Annotated in this window: 19 protein-coding genes; 1 reads left to right on the top strand and 18 read right to left on the bottom strand. The window is 40.5% G+C overall.

Annotated elements, in window-relative coordinates; genetic code table 11:
* Positions 1–101 precede the first annotated feature (101 nt).
* Positions 102–992: a LysR family transcriptional regulator gene (locus M9196_RS23655; protein WP_250619819.1), complete on the bottom strand. Its 891-nt coding sequence runs from the start codon at positions 990–992 to the stop codon at positions 102–104.
* Between the two features lie 185 nt (positions 993–1,177).
* Complete coding sequence (locus M9196_RS22905) at positions 1,178–2,179, bottom strand: alpha/beta hydrolase (protein WP_250619818.1); 1,002 nt, start codon at positions 2,177–2,179, stop codon at positions 1,178–1,180.
* Between the two features lie 401 nt (positions 2,180–2,580).
* Here M9196_RS22905 and M9196_RS23590 point away from each other — a divergent pair, with 401 nt between their 5' ends.
* Complete coding sequence (locus M9196_RS23590; protein ID WP_284677260.1) at positions 2,581–2,715, top strand: hypothetical protein; 135 nt, start codon at positions 2,581–2,583, stop codon at positions 2,713–2,715.
* A 106-nt stretch (positions 2,716–2,821) separates the two neighbouring features.
* On the opposite strand, the gene M9196_RS22900 is transcribed toward M9196_RS23590, so the two are convergent.
* From M9196_RS22900 to M9196_RS22825, 16 genes are all read right to left on the bottom strand, one after another.
* A complete protein-coding gene (locus M9196_RS22900; protein ID WP_250619817.1) occupies positions 2,822–3,958 on the bottom strand; it encodes a hypothetical protein in 1,137 nt (378 codons plus the stop codon).
* Positions 3,959–4,168: 210 nt separating this feature from the next.
* Positions 4,169–4,888, bottom strand: a complete 720-nt coding sequence (locus M9196_RS22895; protein ID WP_250619816.1) for an NYN domain-containing protein — start codon at positions 4,886–4,888, stop codon at positions 4,169–4,171.
* Between the two features lie 159 nt (positions 4,889–5,047).
* Positions 5,048–5,752 carry a hypothetical protein gene (locus tag M9196_RS22890; protein WP_250619815.1) on the bottom strand — a complete coding sequence of 235 codons (705 nt, stop codon included), beginning with the start codon at positions 5,750–5,752 and terminating at the stop codon, positions 5,048–5,050.
* 2 nt (positions 5,753–5,754) lie between these two features.
* Entirely contained in the window at positions 5,755–6,429 is a 675-nt protein-coding gene (locus tag M9196_RS22885) for a nuclease-related domain-containing protein (RefSeq protein ID WP_250619814.1), read from the bottom strand.
* A gap of 196 nt (positions 6,430–6,625) precedes the next feature.
* A complete protein-coding gene (locus M9196_RS22880) occupies positions 6,626–8,170 on the bottom strand; it encodes a replication endonuclease (RefSeq protein ID WP_250619813.1) in 1,545 nt (514 codons plus the stop codon).
* Positions 8,164–8,418, bottom strand: coding sequence for a hypothetical protein (locus M9196_RS22875; RefSeq protein WP_250619812.1), 255 nt, complete (start codon positions 8,416–8,418; stop codon positions 8,164–8,166). The genes M9196_RS22880 and M9196_RS22875 overlap by 7 nt, the downstream gene beginning before the upstream one ends.
* Positions 8,411–8,653 carry a helix-turn-helix transcriptional regulator gene (locus M9196_RS22870; RefSeq protein ID WP_250619811.1) on the bottom strand — a complete coding sequence of 81 codons (243 nt, stop codon included), beginning with the start codon at positions 8,651–8,653 and terminating at the stop codon, positions 8,411–8,413. The genes M9196_RS22875 and M9196_RS22870 overlap by 8 nt, the downstream gene beginning before the upstream one ends.
* A gap of 86 nt (positions 8,654–8,739) precedes the next feature.
* Positions 8,740–9,873, bottom strand: coding sequence for a hypothetical protein (locus M9196_RS22865; RefSeq protein ID WP_250619810.1), 1,134 nt, complete (start codon positions 9,871–9,873; stop codon positions 8,740–8,742).
* Positions 9,874–9,980: 107 nt separating this feature from the next.
* The gene (locus M9196_RS22860; protein ID WP_250619809.1) at positions 9,981–10,460 is read right to left on the bottom strand and encodes a hypothetical protein; all 480 of its coding nucleotides are present in this window, start codon (positions 10,458–10,460) and stop codon (positions 9,981–9,983) included.
* 136 nt (positions 10,461–10,596) lie between these two features.
* Positions 10,597–11,793 (bottom strand): site-specific integrase, encoded by a 1,197-nt coding sequence (locus M9196_RS22855; protein ID WP_250619808.1) that lies wholly within the window; start codon positions 11,791–11,793, stop codon positions 10,597–10,599.
* Between the two features lie 202 nt (positions 11,794–11,995).
* Positions 11,996–12,508 carry a LysE family translocator gene (locus tag M9196_RS22850; protein ID WP_250619807.1) on the bottom strand — a complete coding sequence of 171 codons (513 nt, stop codon included), beginning with the start codon at positions 12,506–12,508 and terminating at the stop codon, positions 11,996–11,998.
* Positions 12,509–12,552: 44 nt separating this feature from the next.
* Positions 12,553–12,708 carry a hypothetical protein gene (locus tag M9196_RS22845; protein WP_250619806.1) on the bottom strand — a complete coding sequence of 52 codons (156 nt, stop codon included), beginning with the start codon at positions 12,706–12,708 and terminating at the stop codon, positions 12,553–12,555.
* Positions 12,709–12,855: 147 nt separating this feature from the next.
* Positions 12,856–13,647 carry an NYN domain-containing protein gene (locus M9196_RS22840; protein WP_250619805.1) on the bottom strand — a complete coding sequence of 264 codons (792 nt, stop codon included), beginning with the start codon at positions 13,645–13,647 and terminating at the stop codon, positions 12,856–12,858.
* A 105-nt stretch (positions 13,648–13,752) separates the two neighbouring features.
* Positions 13,753–14,673, bottom strand: a complete 921-nt coding sequence (locus M9196_RS22835) for a hypothetical protein (protein ID WP_250619804.1) — start codon at positions 14,671–14,673, stop codon at positions 13,753–13,755.
* A 177-nt stretch (positions 14,674–14,850) separates the two neighbouring features.
* A complete protein-coding gene (locus tag M9196_RS22830) occupies positions 14,851–15,456 on the bottom strand; it encodes a C40 family peptidase (protein WP_250619803.1) in 606 nt (201 codons plus the stop codon).
* Between the two features lie 86 nt (positions 15,457–15,542).
* Positions 15,543–15,786 (bottom strand): IS66 family transposase (locus M9196_RS22825; RefSeq protein ID WP_250619802.1); only part of this gene is annotated, 244 nt, incomplete at its 5' end.

Here is a 15,786-nt window from a genome sequence, read left to right as displayed (position 1 = left end):
CCTTGTTAGATCTTCTGCTCCAATTCCGTTGACTCAATAAAACTGAATGTCTTAAAGAAGCTTAACAGCATTATTATTAAGTTACGTATTACAAGCCAATACTAAGAAAGATATTTTTTGGCATAGGAATACACTGACTGTCTAAGAGCATCTATTATAGGGTTACCTTCGTTTGCAGGTGAATGGAAAGTACAAATACTGAAGTTGAAACGATTGATCAGTTCTTTTATCTCAATGCGTTTTATCTGATTCGACGTAGAGTATTGCAAAGTGGCCTCATCCGGTAACATTGCCCATCCTTGTTTTTTCAGCAACGCGATAAGCACATCATTACTACTCACTAAATGATAGTGCGGTGATATCTTGCTTGTATTAAGGTTTGCTAAATGATGATTTTCGACAATATATTGTTTTTCCATTTGCAAATCCTGACGCGTAACCTCATCTAGCTTGGCTAACCTACTATTTGCACTGGCATAAAAACTAAACCTCACACTACCTAAATTGGTAAAAATAATCGCGTCTTCTGGATAAAGACGATTTAGCACAGGCATCAGTGCAAGATGAGCCTTTCCTGAGCCCAAGTCCTCCATTGATTCTTGCCGACTTCGCTGCAACCAATGGAAACGAATGTGAGGGAATTGCACGGACATTTGTTCTTCAACAGATGCAATTAAGTTGCAGGGAATGATTGCATCGTAGTAAATATAAACTGACGATAATTCGCCATCAAATGACGCCATCGCTTCGGCATTGAACTCTTTTAACTGCCGGATTAAAACAAGTGCACGTGGGTAGAGTTTATGAGCCGTTTCCGTGGGGTGAGCGGACTTTCCAATTATTTCGAACAGTGGTACGGCGATGCTGTCTTCCATTATCGAAATATGTTCTCTAACTGTAGAACGATCTCTATTCATCGCTCTGGCGCCCGCGCTGAATGAGCCGTTCTCATAAACGGAGCAAAAACTTGTTACTTGATCGTGAGTAAACACAACACTCTCCCTGAATAGCACTTTAAAATATTATACAACTAGAAGGATAAGAGTAAGCAGTATAAAAAATAGATTACGAAAAATTTCGGTGAGTATTGACGTAAAATTATCAGGGATGAGGCAGATTTAGAACAGAAAAAGTAGCCAACTTTAGTTGGCCACTTCATATCCGATAATTATCAAGATTAGTTTCTTAGCTTGTCATTTAAGAACTGAAGAGAACGCTGTTCTATGGACATTTGTGAACCATCGCTCCCAAGGCTAGTTGAACCTGATGGGTAGAAGTGCCCTAGTCCAGGAATCCAGTTAAAATCATACTCTGCGCCTAAGTTATCAAGGTGCTTCAAGAATGGCTTAATTTCCATATCGACAACAGGATAATCATTCTGAGCTAGGAAAATTAGAGCTGGTGGCATACCTTCTGCGCTCGTCATTAGCTTTTCCATATTGAACACAGTAGGGTACCCTGAGTTGACGACAACAGCAGCAACTTCTTCTTGCATGCCATATGCGACGTTAATTGATGTAGCTGCCCCTGCCGAAAATCCTGCTAACGCAATTTTTTCTGGGTCAATATTATATTGATCGCTAGCATCTTTTACGTGACGTATTGCAGTACGCAGATCTTCTGCCGATGCGATAACCGCACTTTTCATAATGTCTACGACGTTATCGTTGGTAAACATTTCCAAACCCATTTGAGCGCGTATAACATTGCCCTGTGCGATCGCTTGGGGTGTATTGAAGAAGTCTGTTTCTAAGTCATCTTCCGTAAAGCCTTCATAAGGCGCATTGGCGGGGTTATCCGTAGCCACACGATAACGGATTGTGAATGCGACATAGCCTTCTTGTGCATAACGCATCGCGTATTGGCTCATCGTTGTACTCTGTGACCCCAAGCCAACATATGGAACTCGTGGGTGCCCACGGTGCCAACTACCACCATGCGTTAAGATTACTGAAGCACGTGGACCGTCAGCTTCTGACGTTGGGTAATAGACATCCATGACCAAATCTTTCATTGATTCCTTACCATCTATTAGCACTGCTCCCTCACCATATTTGACATCTTCAGTTACCTTGTATCTGACGATATCGGGTATCTCAGCAGTAAAATATGACTGAGCGCTAACGGTAAAGCTGCCACAAACAAATGCGAGCGGGATTAGTAGTTTCAATTTCTTCACAATTTTTTCCCTTAAAATTATAGGTATTGCTAAATCTATGAGTAAAACTACCAGTTATTTTTCCTTTAAATAAATCAATTATGGTGGGTTTTCCCCACACTTTCGTCTCAAATTTTTAAACCAAGTTGTTAGGCTGCTAGTGCATAGTTATGAAAGAAAACGAACAGTTGTAACTATGCTGTATGGTGAGAACTCATGAGATAATTTAGGGGAAAGTCCGCTTACTTTCATTGGCGCAATGCGCGGCTGTAACTCATCTTGGGGCATAACCGTGTCAGGTGACTCGACTTTAATTTTGACTAAACTTGGGCTCCGGCCCCCCTTTTTAATCCTGAACTTATATAGGCATAGTTGCTCTTGAAGACAACAAGGTCTCAATACAACTAACAAAGGAATAAATCATGTCAGGATTCAATAGTGATTATGAACCAACTCAAGATGATCTCGATAACCATTCAGATCAACTTAACCCGAACAACGATGCCTATTGGCAATCTCGCGGTGAAGAAGAACGACCAGAATGTTGGGAGGATTAATTATGAGTAATCTAACACCACCAAACGGGCCTAGCAAATCAGGAAACCCGTCAGGAAGAGGGCGCGGGAATAACCCACCTAGAAAATAGCAATTAAATTAAGGCAGCTAATCTCCTGCTGCCTTGTTTAAATGAAATTCGTAATGCTTCACATAATAATCAATATTGATTAACTCACCCCAGCAACTATCATTTAATCCTGCTTTATATCGATCTAACATTATGCATAAGCTACCAGCGATCGAAAAATCATAGGCCCCGGCTGTTACTGCATTTTCTAAAAATGATAATAATGTTGGAAAAGTCGGTTTTGTTTTACCCTTTCTCCACTCTTTTAGCCTATTTTTTTTTGCTTCATCAAGGGTGACACCTTGACCAGTATCATTTCGTTCTATTTCAATATGTACTGCTAGTGACCCAATTTTTACTTCAGTTATTGCTGCTATATATCTTAGAAATTGCTCAAAGTGGCACTTCCCTTCGCATCGAAATATTTCTCCAAAAATGCCACAATCAGGCAATTCAAACTTGTCACCATGCTCGCTAAGCCATTTATTTATTATAGTTACGTCTATTGCGGCAATTAGAGATAAGTAGAAATCGAGCTTATAGGTAATTAGGCTTTTTCTATCATCATAAGTTAAATCTGAAATGGAGTTCAGTTCAACTAAACTTGGAATCAAGGAGATTAAGTACTCTAGTTCAGCCTGAGTTAATTGTGTATTTTGAAGGGTATGGTGGATATATTCTATCCCTTTTTCATGAGGGGTAGTTTTTTTCTTCGTATTTTGTAAAGCCGACTTTTCTACTTCAACCCTATCTCTAAGAAACTTCATTAGGTACGAATTTGGATAGATTGGTTCGATTATAGGTTGGATAATATGAACATTAAGGTCCCACACAGCCGTATAGTCAAAGCTACTAATTGGCTTTCTTGAAATAACTTCTTTGAGTATCGGTTCTGGAACATCTAATTGCTTAAACAAAAACTCATAGACCTTAATGGCACTCGTAGAAGCCACCCCGATCCTATGAAAATTATCTAAAGTGCTGTTACTAACAGGCGCTGGTATATCAAGTAATTTACTTATCGTGTTTACGCTTGTTCTAATAGTTGGATTAAAACCAAGTGACCAATTCACTTCATCTGGTTGAGGTATAAAAAGGTTTTCATAGTTAAACTTGTTAACCTTAATTTTGCTTTTACCATCAAAATGCTCTGTTAATGCTTTCTCTATATCCATATCGGTTATCCGCTTATACTCCTAAAACTTACCAAGCTGCTCGGCCCAAACTTTGGTACGACCCTACTTCAGCAGACACTATGCAGATTAGAAAAAGTAGGTCAATTCGCTACACCTAGAAAGAGTAGGATAGAAGCACTAACTCGAAAAGGGGCATAAGCATGGTAGAGAAATTACCCTTCTTCTCTTCTATTAACAAAAACCATTAGCTCATTTACAAGCTAACTTCTTTGTTTTCTTTTTATCCCGAACCCATAAAACTGAACTATTTGTCTTTTTCATTTCAAACAGATCGATAGATTGAAATAGGTCACTTAACTTTTTAAACCCATAGTTTCTCTGATCAAACGAAGCATGGTTAGATATATGAGTACCTATCGGCCCGAGCATGGCCCAACCGTCATCTTCTTCTACTGCTTCTATGGCTTGCCTCAATAAATTAATGAGGCGTGTGTCACCCTTGATGTTTCCAGCTTTCTTCTGAACTGGTTGCTCTTCTTTATCATCGTCTAGATAGAGAAAACGTGAGCAACTGTTAACAAATGGAAGAACGGCTTTCCGCTCCCCAAAACCGATGACAAACTTCCCATCAGCTAGTGCCCGTGTAACCAACGGCGTAAAATCACAATCAGATGAAACTAAGCATATAACGTCGATATCTTTAGTATAAAGAATGTCCATTACATCGATAACTAAAGCCATATCAGTCGCATTTTTGCCCTTTATGAGGTCAAATTGCTGAACCGGCTGAATCGCAAATTCGTGGAGTACTTCTTGCCAATATTTAAGGGTTGGGTTCGTCCAATTACCGTAAGCTTTCCTAATATTAACTACACCGTATCGTGCCAACTCAGATAGTACTTCTTCTATTTTGGCTGAAGGAGCATTATCCGCATCGATAAACAGCGCAATTTTCTCTTTTTCTCGCATATAACCACTCATGCAAAACTAGTTGTATATGTCGTAATTATCACACTCGAGAAATATTAGGCAATCACTCAACCCAAAAAGTGTTAATGAAAACAAGGCTAAATCGACATAAAGCTGTACTAGGAGAAGTATTGGGGTCAGATCCTTATAAAAGTGAGCTTATAAATTGTCTAATCGTATTTGAGTGCAGTTCGGGCAAATTCTTGCTTTTGTCAAATTATTATCACAGATCGGGCATTGTCCAAAATCAGATGACGTGTATGCAAACCCTATCTCTTTGCTCACGTCATCAATCTCCATATTCTCCAGAATACCCTCTATCGCCAATCTTGCGTCCGCTACTGAGCAATGAAAAACCTCACCAAAAGGAGCTGAATGGTCTAGACACTTTGATAACCTTTCATGGGCTTTCTTCTCTACTATCTCAGCACATTTAGTGCGATATAGTGTATTAATGTACCAAAGCCCCCTTGGTTGCTCGTAATCACTAAAAATACGTAAACGCTTCTCAAGGGAGTTAATCTGTCTAGTGACAGAGCTTTTGGCCGTGCCAGATAAACTACTAAGCTGGACATTCAATTCATTCAAGTGGTTCCGCGCAAGTTTTGTTTCTTTTTCAAAAGGTAAGCGCATCCCCCCATAACAGATTCGCCCATTTGTCACATGCTCGGGAATCAGCCTTTCTCGAGTGATCTTTCGTCGGCTCCCACATATCTGACAGGTCGCTTTTATCGACAACCACTTATCATTAACATCTTTAAGGCGCCCATCAGGATCATTACACCCTATGCCAGTAAGCCCTACTTTTACTCTATTCGATGTAGGATTCTCAAGTATATAAACAGTAGCAAAACGATTAGACATGGTTAACTCTTAATAAATCGACATTTTGGAAAGCTTTGGCAACCTAGAAATTTATTCCCTGCATTCGCACCACTTCGAGCGATTCGCTCAACAAGTTCAGAGCCACATTTTGGGCACGCATTCGTTGAATTATGGCGAGAACGAAGTGCTTTTACATGCTGGCGGTTGGTAGTGGTGCAGCTATCAGTATGTTGATGTACTTTACGCAGCAAGCCATCCATTTCGCTTTCAGATAAAACAACATTCTTAAAACGTTTAATATGCCGCCCTAACCCACGGTCTAAAACATTCGCGGGTAACTCTGTCTTAAGCTTACAATCACCAGTAAAGTACACCACGGTTTTGATTAACTGTTCATCAATATCAAAATACGCAGCTAACGCTTTCTTTTGGCGGTAAGTTTGCCTCAACGGGTTTTGAAAACGATACTTTTTCCCGTAAAGTGATTGAGTCCACTGAGCTGCTTTTTCGTCACCAAAAACCCAGCCTTTGAAGTTTTTCGTTTCAACAATAAACACCCCAAATGGCGATATCAGCAAGTGGTCGATTTGCGCTGTACCATTGAAGGTAGGAATATACACGTCATGAAATCGTTGGTAAGTGTTCGTATTGAGTGACACCCACATATTGACTGCTGTTTTCTTCTCACCAAACCATCCACGAACTGCGTTAAACATGCTTTCTCCACTGTTGATTGAAATACACACCTAAAAGCCATTTCTGGGCATTATTTACGTGTAACTCTGATATAAAAAGAGTATCAACTGCCAGTAAGTTTTTTGTTAGAGCATCGTCAATCTGGACTATCTTGAAGCTAATTACCTAGCTTGATTAAATATCGATTAAAAATACAGTTATTCACAGAACTCCAAGTTAAAAAGCTCGCGCGAGCTTTGATTCAAAGCGCCACTGCAACGAGCGAGTCACAATCGCTTTCCCAATAGCAAACACCCCTTTGAGTACCGTCGTTAACTCTTCATCACTGTACGCCGTCGTTTTCACCACCCCTGTATTAGTATCAACACTTAGCTCATAGTAAGGCTGCACTAACTGATCTTTTCGATGACAGAACACGCCTCCCATCAACTCTAAGAAGCTTTTCCAATCTCCACTGTCCGCAGCCTCAAAGATAGCCTTAACCTGCTCAGGAAGATTTTGCGTACTCTTCAATCGACGAAGTTCACGCCACACCGTGATAGAACAACCGCCTAACTGTTGAAACTGGCGAATACCCCAACATGATGCCCACGCATCTACCCTGGCGGCCGCATCTATTGGATCTTCACCATAGATACCAGAATCTAAATCTGCACCGTCGATATTCTTAGAAATATATTTAGCGATGTAACCCGTCGCACTGCCCTTAGCTGGGTCTATTTTTACTTCAGTGAAACGATGCTTACTCGCACCCTTCTCATCACCGTCTTCTCTAAGCGCATAGTCCTTCATCACTTCAATCAACGTTTGATATTGGTTCGCCTCCACAAACAAAAGCAAGTGCCAATGCGGTGTGCCATCGTGTTGAGGCTCCACGACTCGAAACCCATAAAAGCGCACACCTAAACGATTCAGCTTTGAGCGAACCAGTACCCATTGCTTGTTTAAGTATCTCTGTCCGTCCAACGGTGTAAACCCGCCCCACTTTGGGTTTTCGTGTCCTGATGTCGCGTAAGCACGGTGATATTTTGATGGACACGTAAAAGTCAAAAAAGCGGCTTCATGGTTCATACTTTTTGCCAAGTCTTCAAAGCCTCTTGCTCGCATCATAAGCTCACCTTTACGGATTTTAGGATCGGCAACGCCCTTTTGACTGAGTTCGAGTAACGAAAAGCTTTGTCCTAGTTCATTTGTCGCAATCGTATTGGCAAGCCACTCTTGCTGATATTGCTTTTGCGCGATTCGAGCGTTGAGTGTTGGGTTAGAGCAGTAAAGGCTTTTCTTTTTGTTTACTTGGTTCAAGTGGTGAAGCACAGCTTCAATATTCTGCCTGAGTGCTTTCCTTAATTTTCTCAACCACCAGTTCTTATCGCCATAGCGAGCAAGCTCACCTGTAAGGCTGAAACTGAGTGCGGGATTAACACCACGGGAACGCACCAAAGAACGAACGCTGTCAATCGCTAGCGAGTCGTTCAAGTATTGTCGCCTAAGCGTTAAAGCAGACTGAGCATAGTGTTTAGATTGCTCTCTCAAGTCATCTTCTGACACATTGATCTTTAACTCTGCCAATGGAATAAAGAGCTTGCGACTAATGGCATCCACCGTCACTCTCAAATAGCTATTTCGTGCAAATTTGCTGGAGTGGGAAAGATACGCAGTGAGTAGTATTCGTTGAATCGCTTCGGGAAAGCAACAAAGCCTTTGCTGAACAAAGGCTTTGTCATCTCTATCAACCGAAGTAAGGTTGATAACGTCTAGCATACCGCCAACCTCCCCTTCGAAGTGATTCGAAACTCATCCCACCGTAAACCAAACGTGTGATAAGACTTATATTGAATCAAGCCGTGTTGAAGTAGCTTATCCAATGTTTTGAGATGGAGTTTGATGGGCATTTTTCGGCGCTCACGTATAGCACCATTTTGTGGACCATAGTCTGAGCAGCGATTAAATTTATTGCCGTCTTTCATCCATGTAAGCAGCGTCATTTGTTCAGGAGTGAGATTAACCATAGTAATCACCTCCTTGAGCTAGGTTATCGAGCTTTCTATGACTCTCTAACCAGCGGTCTAAATCCTGCTTTAAATATCGAACCGCTCGACCAATCTTGATAAAAGGTGGCGCAACTGTGCGATTCTTTCGGTGTCCTTCCATTCTGCTTTGGCGTAAAAAAGAACGGCTCATACCGATGTACGTCGCTGTTTCTTGCTCTGTGTATGCTCGTTTATCAATGTTAACGTCTGACATATTGAAATCTCTTTGTGTTGATGGAGATTCAAATTTATCGACTCAAAACGGCATATGACGAAATCAACGACGCTCACGACGACGTTTTATTTTGCCCTTTTTAAAACTGCATTTACGTCCGCTACGATGTTCTTTCTAAACGACAGGTAAGACATTCTGTTTTCTGTATCTCCTTTACCAAACCAACTCATGTCATCTTGGGTCATCTCATCAATCACAGAGTCCGTATCATAGTGTCGGTTAGTGTGTAGATTCACATCTTGTCTGATTAAATTCCACACTTTACCCGCCCTAATCTGAGGATATTCTTGCAGTACGCGATAGACGATTTGAGACACGGGATGCGTTAAATCCAACGCTCCAGCCAATGAATTCACGGTTGGAGCGCTTATTTCAGTACTCGTACCTTCGGTTAACTTAACACTACTAACCGTTGGTTTAACCGAATCCAACCGATTATGGGTAACCGTTGAAGTACTAACGTTAGGGTTAACGTAATGCGTTACGGTACTGCCTTGAGCGTTGCCTAACGGTTGAACTAACGCATTAGAATTGCACTGCGCAACCTGTCTTTCCTTGGTTGGAGCGTTAAAAGCTCGGATTGAGTCATGACCAAACACTTTGGCAATGTCATCTAGGTTCAACCTTAAATGCTCTGGTTGAATTTGGATGGGATAGCTTTTTAGATACGATTTATTTACAGGATTCTTATTAAGCAGGTTTTGAACTGACGTAGACTGAGATTCAGATGGGAAAAGGTCAGCGTAAAGCTCACAAAACTTATGCACGCTGCTAGCAAAATTCGGTACAACAGCAAGCTTTGTATAGGCAGCAGTACCCTGTTTAGCCTTTGGCGGCATTGTCTCTGAATAGTGGATATCTAACACATCGGGTTTGCCAAACACTTGAGGAACCGAACGCCAATTGCGAATATTCGACGGTTGAAGAACGGCGCAAAAATTAGTGCCATGCTTTTTCAAAGTAATAGCAAACCGCTTGGAATCCTGAGGGTTAAGTTTTACAACCCCTGCATAGTCGAATACAGCAGCGACAGCTCTTTGCCCATCTACTCTAAATAATGCTCCAAAGTTGGTTTCATCAACCCAAGCACACAATTGAAGGTTTCCCTCTTCAATCGCACCCAACACATCCCATTTTGTTAAGTGCGTTTTACTTGCGATCTCTTCAAGCCTGACAAACTGCCGTTGAATTAGGGTCACTTTTAGCACTCCTTGCTACTAAATATGACCACCAAAATACTGCATATAACAACAGTATGCAACAGCACCGCAACCAATAGATCGGCATGGAAAACCCGAAGGCTACATTAATTTACATATGTTGATAATGACCTTTCAAGTTTACCTGTACTCACACAATGCCCCCTTGTACTGATGTTAGCTCCAGTATCCCAATTGCGAGCACGAACCACTATTTCGCCGTTCAGGTTCATTTGCACAGTAGCAGAGTTATCCTCTTGTTCACGAACCAACACATTCAAAGATAATGTTCTATCAGAACTCAGGATTTGATATGTACCAGTCCCTACGACTTGACCACATAAAGCTTCACCATTATCTACTGTTAATCTGTGCTTAGCTGTGACAATACCCGACTGCTTATCAAGTTTATCGATTGTGATATGGTGTTCAGCAAACCAATCAACCACTCTTGTCCAAGCGTAATCATACCCTTTATCGGTTATAAAACGATTCTCTACGACTCTAGGCTCCGGATGGGTTATATCGACAGACGCGGCACAGCCAGACAAAAGTGAAACTAACAACAAAGATAAAAATGGGCGCATGGTTTCCTCACAACTAAAAAATTGTGGTGAATATTGCCATAAGGAAACTATTCAGTCTCATTGCTTAGATCATTAAGCTCAATGATTTACCATGCGTTTTGTAACATCACATTTCAGGCACACAAACAAATATTGATTAGCCTATCAAGCTTATCGCTGCGGCTTTTTGCTCTGGGGCTAAATGAGCATAGCGGAGTGTCATTTTTAAATCTGAGTGTCCCAATAATTCACGGACGATATTTAAATCAACTCCTGCCATGACAAGCTTACTGGCAAAGTGATGACGTAAATCGTGAAACCGGAAGTTCTCAATTTTTGATCCCTTTAAGACTTGCTCCCAAGGATGTTGAAAATAATCGACGGATTTACCCATATGAACTAAGACATGTTCCGTATCGGGATGTTGTTCGCGCCAAGTCTCGAGCATGTTATATAACGTATCATTAAGCGGAATCGTCCGTTTCTTCTTCGACTTTGCATTCTCTGAGCTAATCGTTAGATAACGGTTCTCCATTGAGACGTGCTCCCAACGTAACGAGAGCATTTCACCTTTTCGCATGCCAGTATTCACCGCCATGACAATCAAAGGTTCGAAATAATCAATGTAACGCTCTGTTGGCATGACATCCGTTCTATTGCATTGCTCTTGCCTTAAACGCTCATCACGCTGTTGTATTTGTTCGAATAGTGCGGATTCTTGCTCTTTAGAAAGATAACGAACCAAAGTGTTATCTCTTTTAATAAGCTTCACTTTATCAAGGTTATGCCCTTCGAGTAGTTCCCACTCAACTGCACGATTCATTGCAGCCTTAAAGCGGTTAAACACACTTGTGATTGTTGAAGGCGCACGACCCAACTTGCTACGTTCTGTTACCCATTGTTGAACTTCGAAAGCGGTGATATCTGCTATCGGCTTCTTCGCCAGATGAGCAAAGCCATTCTTAATCGAGATATAGGATTTTTCAGCTTGTTTCGGGTTAAGGCCAATTAAGTAATCTTTGTAGTACTCTTCCAAGAAACGCTCTAGCGTTAAGCCTTTGCGCTGTTCTTGCTTTCTGGTTTCATTCCGACTTTCGTGAACATCCTCACCACTAGCAACCTGACCCGCTTTTTCTTTGACTAAATCACGAGCCTGCGCTGGCGTTAACGAAGTCGCGGCACCTAACAGAAAATTTCGTTGCTTACCGTTGAGTCGATAATAGAGATAGTATTTAACAATACCCTTTGGAGAGATACGAGCATGAAATCCGCTGATTTCGGTGTCGTTTAATCGACCTTGCTCAATGGTCAAATTCTTGATGGTGGTGTTAGTAATCTTTTGCTTCAGTGCCATAACGTCCAATCCCTGTGTAGCGTATATGTAGCAAAAATATTATATACAGAGGAATCTCAATGGACAACAGCGAACAAGCGGAACAACATCAAGCATATGTTTTTTAATGAATTTTAGTTTAATGGCGTTCATTGCGGTTCACAAGAAGACAATAGCCAAACGCACGCTTAAGTTGTGAGTTACGCACCACCGAAGCCAAATTTTAAACCTTAATCACGCAAACAAAATTAACACAATAACCGCCAAGCGTTACGAATCGACTTGAAGCGCTTGTTATATTTAAGCCTTTGAACTTAACAAGACCCCACCCCCCCATACTGATAAACAAGCCACCTGTAATTTTGTCCAACTTGCTTTCGAAATCCCTAGCCTTCAATTTGCGACTGATAAAGTTGATTGCCAGTACATAAGTTAAATGTACTCCAACTACGATAGCGCAGATCGATAGGTACATTATTGTAAATTGTTCTGTGTGAGGATGGGTGGTATCCAAAAACTGCGGCAAAAATGCTGACAGAAGCACCATTGTTTTGGGGTTACTTGCCGAAACAAAAAATGCCTCTTTAAACAATGAGCTTGAGCTTTTTTGGGGCTTTATTGATTCATCACCTGTAAGCGTAAAGCCCATTTTCTTGGTTTGCCTAAAGCTCTTAATACCAAGGTATATTAGGTACAATCCGCCCACACACTTCATAACTAGAAACCAAGCTGGCAAACGAGCGAGGAGTTCCCCAACGCCGATAGCTACCAAACCAACAATTATAAGCTGACAAACAGGTTTCCTAACACAGTTGCAAATGATGACCAAATCCCGTACTGGACACTATTTTTGACAACTAAAAGCACATTTGGTCCTGGAGCCAAAGTGACTACTAAATAAGCTAGAAAGAACATAGCCCATGTTTCTAAATTCATTGAACACTCCTTTGCCCAAATAAAATATAACGCCCAATTAAGGGGTGAACAACGCCTCCACCCAAACCTAAAGAATTGTGCCATAAACACTAAAATTGAAGTAGAAGCAAAAATGCCAAACGTTGTGAATCACTCTTAAACGTTTCGTTAGGCATTTTTTCGAGCGTCCCTGATGTATATTTGAGTTGCGCCGGAATCTGTAGATTTCTTATGTATTTCGAACAATTCAGTCGCTTCTACTAATTGACTCAGAGTACTAAAACCATAATTTTTTGAATTGAAATCTGGATACTGACGCTTTATCAAACTTCCACAGTGAGCTAAAAACGACCAGCCCTCTTCATCTTGATATTCGCTAGCTGCACCACGCAATATATTCAAAAGCTTCGTATCTTGGCGAAGCTTTTTACGAACTTCACGAGATTCGTTTTTCTTGGGCTTTTCAGCTGCTGATGCAAGAGAAGGAGTTTCATCTTTTGGGGTGTATCTCTCTTTCAGAACTTCGGTATACATGAAATCATCACACGCATTGCGAAAAGCAACAGGTGTCATTTTTTTACCCACACCAAAAACATAAATCTCAGATTCTTTTAACCGTGAAGCTAGCTTAGTAAAATCACTATCACTGCTAACCAATGCAAACGCATCATATTTTTTAGAATATAACAGATCCATAGCATCAATTATCATTGCTGCATCTGACGAGTTTTTGCCTTGGGTATAAGAAAACTGCTGAACTGGATTTATGGCTAATTCATTTAATGGTTGCTTCCAGTTTTTCAAACATTCAGAACTCCAGTCTCCATAAGCTTTCTTGGTCAAAATATGTCCATGTTTAGAAAGCTCCTTTAAAACAGAATCCAATACAGAATATTGAGCATTTTCTGCGTCAATTAGCACTGCTATTTTCTTTTCCGCATCAATATCTATCAAGTTCATCTTCCTTTTAAATGCCTAACTCCGCGTTAAGCGGACTAATATTGTTGGTTATAATGTGGAGCGAAGCGGAAACTAACCAACTATTTTAGTCCGCTTAATGCCTTGTTATACATTTTGTAGCCGAGCCAAAACATCGTTGATATCTACAGTTAGTTCGTTTAATTTTTTTTGATAAGATTCAATAAGTGCAAATGTTATTCTTTCTAATGCCAATGTTGCACTTAGTTCAGGTTTACTGGGCAGTTCAGTCGAGCAAAAAGACTTTATATTGGAATTATACTCTGGAACTATATTAGCAACTCTATCGTAAACGGAACGCAATTCCCCCATCTTAGAGTAAAGTTTAGCTAACTCAGTTACATCAATAATGTCAATTTTTCGAATAACATCAAGATTGGCTTTCCAAGCTGAGTCACTTACAACATACCTCTTACCATTTAAATCAGCTAGAGATTCCAACGTAGTCTGAGTTTTATCCACAGTTCTTACTATTGCAGCACAAACCTCCTGATATTTCCTTACCTCTTCGGAATCATTTAATAAGCCACTATTCTCTAGCCAATCCATTTTTTCATTATATAAATTTGGAAGTTCATCTGATTTAACGTTTTCAATATAGTTTTTCTTTGGAAATAAACCACTCAAGATCTTAAACTGTTCATCTCTCAATATGTTCGAGATTGTTTTTGATGTATTTGAAAGGGTTGTAGTATTTTTATTTAACTCTGAAACTACGTGCTTATTTGCTTCAATTTCTGAATATATCAGGGAAATAGCCCTCTTTTGCTCAGATTTACTAAGCTCGTTATATTTAAGTCCAAAGCCAAGCCCGATAATGACAATCCCAATTATAAAGCCATAACTTAATATGAGCTTTAGAATAGTTATCGCACCTTTTTGCTTAAGTTGGGGGAATATTCCTTGTTTAATCAAATAACGGCAGAACGAAAATAGAAGGAATACCACGAATCCAATTAGTACTAGAGGGTCTTCCAAATATGGTGCTATTTTTTCAAAATTAATCAATTTTATTTACTCCATTTACTGAAACGACCGAATGTATAACGCCCAATTAAAGGGTTAGCAACGCTACCACGAAACTTACCCTGACCACCGTAAACACGAAACCCAACGATGGAATGAAAAATGCCATGCGTTGGGAATCACTCTTAAATTGTTTGTTAGGGCTTTGTACGGACTACGTTATGCATCTTTAATCAAAATTTCATCCGATAGATAGAACTCGTTTTTTAAATCCGTCATTCGCTTATCGGAAAAATCAGCTGGTGTATATTCGTTGGAAGGCTTACTTTCTGAAACTAAACCTAACCTTTGGTATGCTTCTGCTACCAGTTCACTACAAAAAATTGATGATAAATCCTCTTGATTCTTTCCAAGCGGTCCGTCATATGCAGCTTTAAACAACTCTACTTTGCTCTTTTCATAGTACTTCCCCCTAAGGTCCTTTCTCAAGTCCATCAACTTCTTAACAGCATTGGTTGGAAGATCTGCCCCTTTTAGGTGCCTAATAGCAATATCTCCATCATATTTGTTGATTCTGTCGCTCAGAGGTACAAGTTGTACACCTTTCCGCAGTTTGCCTGATTCAAGATCCTTGATGTTGCTTAGAGTCGTTGATTCCCAAATTGCAACAAAATCGTATTCAGGTATCTTTAGAATTAATCCACAATGGGACCATTTACTTAACGAGCCTAGTTTAATTATGTTGCTAAAATGTCCTTTGCCAGAAAATAAAACTATATCGCCTGTATTTACTTCACTTCGAATAGATGAGTATGATGTAGCCATGATAACGTTCCTTTATCAATTTGTGATTTATACTTCTACTTCTACTTCTACTTCGTAAACGCCCCATGAACCCACGGGGCGACTTGTCAGTGTTTGAAGTTCCAAGGTAGGAGTGCGTTGATATCAGGCTCAGCTTTCGCCAGCTCATTCATGCACTTGACCATGTAGTCGTAGAGGATAAGACCGTTGGCTTTCGCGGTTTCGACGATGCTGTAAAGCATCGCGCTCGCGTCAGCACCATTTTGAGTAGCCGAGAATAACCAATTCTTTCTGCCAATGACCAGTGGTTTAATTGCGCGCTCAGCACGATTATTGTCGATAGATAAGTGG

This window comes from Vibrio methylphosphonaticus, assembly GCF_023634655.1.
GTDB lineage: Bacteria > Pseudomonadota > Gammaproteobacteria > Enterobacterales > Vibrionaceae > Vibrio > Vibrio methylphosphonaticus.
The sequence above is the reverse complement of the archived record's forward strand: the minus strand, read 5'-3'. Positions and strand labels throughout refer to the sequence as shown.